The organism is Aquabacterium sp. (genome assembly GCF_004297345.1).
Taxonomy (GTDB): Bacteria; Pseudomonadota; Gammaproteobacteria; order Burkholderiales; family Burkholderiaceae_C; genus Aquabacterium.
Genome location: NZ_SCTN01000415.1, coordinates 1 through 3,803 on the forward strand (window position 1 = coordinate 1; position 3,803 = coordinate 3,803).

The following is a 3,803-nucleotide window of genomic DNA, read 5'->3' on the forward strand; positions in this document are numbered from 1 at the left end:
CACCAAGGTCGCCGCCATCACGATGATCAAGGACGAGTGCGACATCATCGAACTCTTCGTCCGCATCAACAGCCGCAGCGTGGATCACATCTATGTGATCGACCACGACAGCAAGGATGGCACGCAGGAAATCCTGCTGCGACTCAAGGCTCAGGGCTTCCCGCTCACCATCTACAAGCATGAATCGTCTGACTTCCAGCAGGCGATCATGCTGACCACGCTGTGCCGCCAGGTCGCTGCCACCAACGACTACGACTACATCGTGCCGCTGGACGCCGACGAGTTCATCTACACGCCCAATGGCCAGGATTTCCGCCAGGCCCTCGATGAGCAAGTGCCCAAGGACGGCTGCGGCCTGATGGCCTGGGTGACCTACGTGCCAGCCGGCGGCGACTACTACGGCAGCAAGGCACCGCTTTATGACGTGTTCCGCAAACGCGCCAAAGAGCCCGAGCAGTTCTACAAGGTTGTCATCCCCAATGAGCCAGGCAAGACCTGCATCATTGCCGAGGGCAGCCACTTCATCTCGGTCAACAACCAATGGCTGCAAGGCCCCGTGATCACACCCGTGCTGCAGCATGTCCCCGTGCGCTCGGTAGACCAGATCACAGCCAAATCCCTGATTGGCGCACGCCGGCTGTCCATCAAGGTTGGCCGCGGCAAGACCCAGACCGCCCACTGGGATCACATGGCCGAGAAGATCCGCGCCGCCAACTACCGGCTGCCCCACTCTGAAATGCTGTCCATGGCCTTTCTCTACGCCGGGGATCTGTCGCAAGACTGCGACCATACCGCCATTGACGAAACCGCCCCACGCGTCGGCAATCCCGACGACCAGATCCTGTTTGCCGACCTGTCTCGCATCAACATCCTGATGAAGTTCGACCAGTTCGCAGCCAGCCTGTGCGGCGAGATCCGCGCCACACGCGGCATCAAGGACGAAGCGGCCTGAAGCCGCCCATCCCCTGTTTCAAGCCCCGGTGCGCTCGTCCTGAGCGCCGTTCGCCTGTTAACCTTGCGCCCATACAGCCAAGGAGGACAGGCGTATGGACACCGACGATCTCTACATTTCCCTCTACGAGGGCTTCAGCCCCACGGCAGAGTACCTGCAGGCCGACTCGCAGCACCGCAACCTCCTTGCGGAAGGCTTGATCATTGCGGGCCTCTCGTTTGCGCTGAAAGCCTTCGCTGAGGCCTTCTTCGAAAAACTGGGCGAATCTGCCGCTGAAGCCACCGTCAACGGCATCAAGCGCCTGTTCAAGCGCTCCGAAGAAAGCGGCGACCGCCAGGCCCTGCTCGACGGGCTGGCCCTGATGGCCCCCTATCTGCCTCATCTCGGCGCCATGAACGCCGCCCAGCGCGCCGTGTACCAGGCCGCTGTTGCCACCGCACTGGGTACGCGCGGCTACCCCAAAGCCGTGGCAGAACAGACGGCCGCAGAGCTCATGCTCAAACTGCAAGCGGGAGGCACCTGATGCCCTTCGACCTGCTGAACTACATCCAGCTGGAAGATCACCCCCAGCCCGATGACTTGACCGCCGCCTTCAAAAGCCTGTTCATGGCCTTGCGCCAGGCGCCCGACGCGCAAGCCTGGGGCCCGGCCATCGACGCCTACATGACCCAGGCACAGGGCCTCATCGGCCAAGGTCTGCTGCATGGCTGGAACGCGGCCGGCGCCCTGTTTGTTGGCCAGTCGCTGGCCGCTGGGCTGAGAGCCAACGGACGCGAAGGCGGCCTGCGCATACTCGGGTTCGTGATCCAGCTGTCCATGAGCGAGGCCCAATGGGCTGCGGCACAACAGGTCATGAAGGCAGACCGAGCCAATGCCCAAGACTCGGCAGTACTGCGCGTGGCAGACTTCCCCCGCACCGTGCTGGAATACCTCTTCAAACACAGTGACAGAGACATCCTGCGCGAGATCTACACGGGTGCTCGGTTCGCCATAGATGGTGCAGCCCAAAGCGCCATGAAAGACGCCACGTCTTTTGAAGACTGGCAGGCGCGCCTGGGCGTGCTGGCGGCCTACCTCACCTTGCGTCGGTTGCTGCCCTTGAAGGTCAAGGCAGAAGGCGCAAGCGAGGATCAGGGCGGGCGCATCGAGCTGCAAGCCGGCACAGACGGTCAAGTAGAAGGTGGCCGCTTCGTCACCCCACCTCAAGAAGATCACCCTATCCTCGCCTGGTTGTTCAACGCAGAAGAAATCGAGAACCTGCATCGCCGGGAAGCGTACGCAGCAGAGTGCTTTGCTCACCTGTTCGCATCGCACTTTGGCGGCATGTTCACACCCAAGCATCAAAAGGAAGTGGCCGAGGACTACGCCCGCCGCGCAGCAGACAACCGGCTGGATGCGCGCCAATGGCTGGCCTTGGGCAAGAGCCGCTTCGAGATCGCGCCTTATCTCTGAGCGCCCAACGCCATATCGCCCCACCCCAGGGCCAACCTCACAGCACAACTCACGCCGATGAGTCCCCAGCATTCGAAGCCCGTCCGCCATATCCCTTGGGGAAAATGGCTCCTGATTTCCTACCTCGTCATCCTGCACGCCATGATGGCCATCATGCTGGCCCGGTATGGCCTGCCCCTGTCCGTGCGCATCAAGCTGGGACTGATATCTGCCAACACACCTTTCTATGAGTCGATGCTGATCTACCAACACAGCGTAGATACATCCCTGCCAGATGGCACCGTCGTATTCCTGGGCGACAGCATCACCCAAGGCCTGGCCAATGTGGCCGTGGCCCCCAACAGCGTCAATTACGGCATCGGAGGGCAAAGTACCAGCCAGTTGCACGACTCGCTGCGCAACTACCCCTCTCTGCCCCGAGCCAAGGCCATCGTGCTCACCATCGGCATCAATGATTTTCTGCAGCGTGGCGAGCGTGGCGTGGCCCAACGCCTGGCGCGGATCGATCAGGCACTGCCCGCGCATGTGCCCCTGATCTGGAATGCCGTGATGCCCGTCGCACCTGCGCAGGCAGACCTGTCTGGCGTGGCGCAGGCCAACGCAGAGATCAAACGGCTGTGCGCCCAGAGGCCACAGTGCACCTATGTCGACACCTGGCCACTGCTGGCTGACGCGTCTGGCCTCATCCGCCCGGCGTACTTCCTGCCAGATGGCATCCACCTCAGCCCCGAGGGCTACCGAGTGTGGATAGTCGCGTTGAGAAAACACACCCAGCCATAAAGAAATCGAAGGGAGAACGCCGCATGTCATCGTTGCGCAAAGCCTTGCTCTGCCTGACCATCCTGTTGCTTGGCGCATGCGCCACCAAATCAACGACCCGCGCGCTGGACGTAGAAGGCGACGGCTACATCGACCTGTCCACGGCCCGATCATCCGTGCCAATCGGCGGCCCTCATATCGAGGTGTTCTTCTTCTACACCTGCCCACATTGCTACAACTTTCACCACGATCAGCTGCAAGCCTGGGTAGAAAAGAACAAAGCCCGTGTGACGGTCATCCAGACCCCTGTCTTGTGGCGAGCCGACTTCCGCAGCATGGCCCAGGCTTACTACGCAGGCGAAATGGCCCACATCAATCCAGGGTTCCATGCTGCCGTGTACGAAGCACTGCACCAGAACCCCAAGCATGAGCGCAGCGCCAGCTTCTTTGCCGATATCGCCTTCGCCTGCTGCAATACGCCTCGTGCACAGTTCCTGGCGCTTTATGAATCAGATGCGGTCAGGAACGCCGTTGAATCGGGCAAATTGCGAGCTGACCTGCATCGGATCGATGGCACGCCCATGGTGATCGTGAACGGTCGATACCTGGTTTCGCCCTCCACAGCCAAGAGCAAAGACCG

At 61.3% G+C, this 3,803-nt stretch carries 5 protein-coding genes; all 5 read left to right on the plus strand.

Features of this window, described 5'->3' with window-relative positions; genetic code table 11:
- Nucleotides 1–952: glycosyltransferase family 2 protein (locus EPO09_RS16055; protein WP_290644393.1), on the plus strand; the 952-nt coding region annotated here is incomplete at its 5' end.
- 94 nt (nucleotides 953–1,046) lie between these two features.
- The gene (locus tag EPO09_RS16060; RefSeq protein WP_290644395.1) at nucleotides 1,047–1,475 is read left to right on the plus strand and encodes a hypothetical protein; all 429 of its coding nucleotides are present in this window, start codon (nucleotides 1,047–1,049) and stop codon (nucleotides 1,473–1,475) included.
- Nucleotides 1,475–2,404, plus strand: coding sequence for a hypothetical protein (locus EPO09_RS16065; RefSeq protein ID WP_290644397.1), 930 nt, complete (start codon nucleotides 1,475–1,477; stop codon nucleotides 2,402–2,404). The genes EPO09_RS16060 and EPO09_RS16065 overlap by 1 nt, the downstream gene beginning before the upstream one ends.
- A 141-nt stretch (nucleotides 2,405–2,545) precedes the next feature.
- Nucleotides 2,546–3,184, plus strand: coding sequence for a GDSL-type esterase/lipase family protein (locus tag EPO09_RS16070; RefSeq protein WP_290644399.1), 639 nt, complete (start codon nucleotides 2,546–2,548; stop codon nucleotides 3,182–3,184).
- 23 nt (nucleotides 3,185–3,207) lie between these two features.
- Nucleotides 3,208–3,803, plus strand: a 596-nt coding sequence (locus tag EPO09_RS16075; RefSeq protein WP_290644401.1) for a thiol:disulfide interchange protein DsbA/DsbL, incomplete at its 3' end; no start/stop codon positions are given.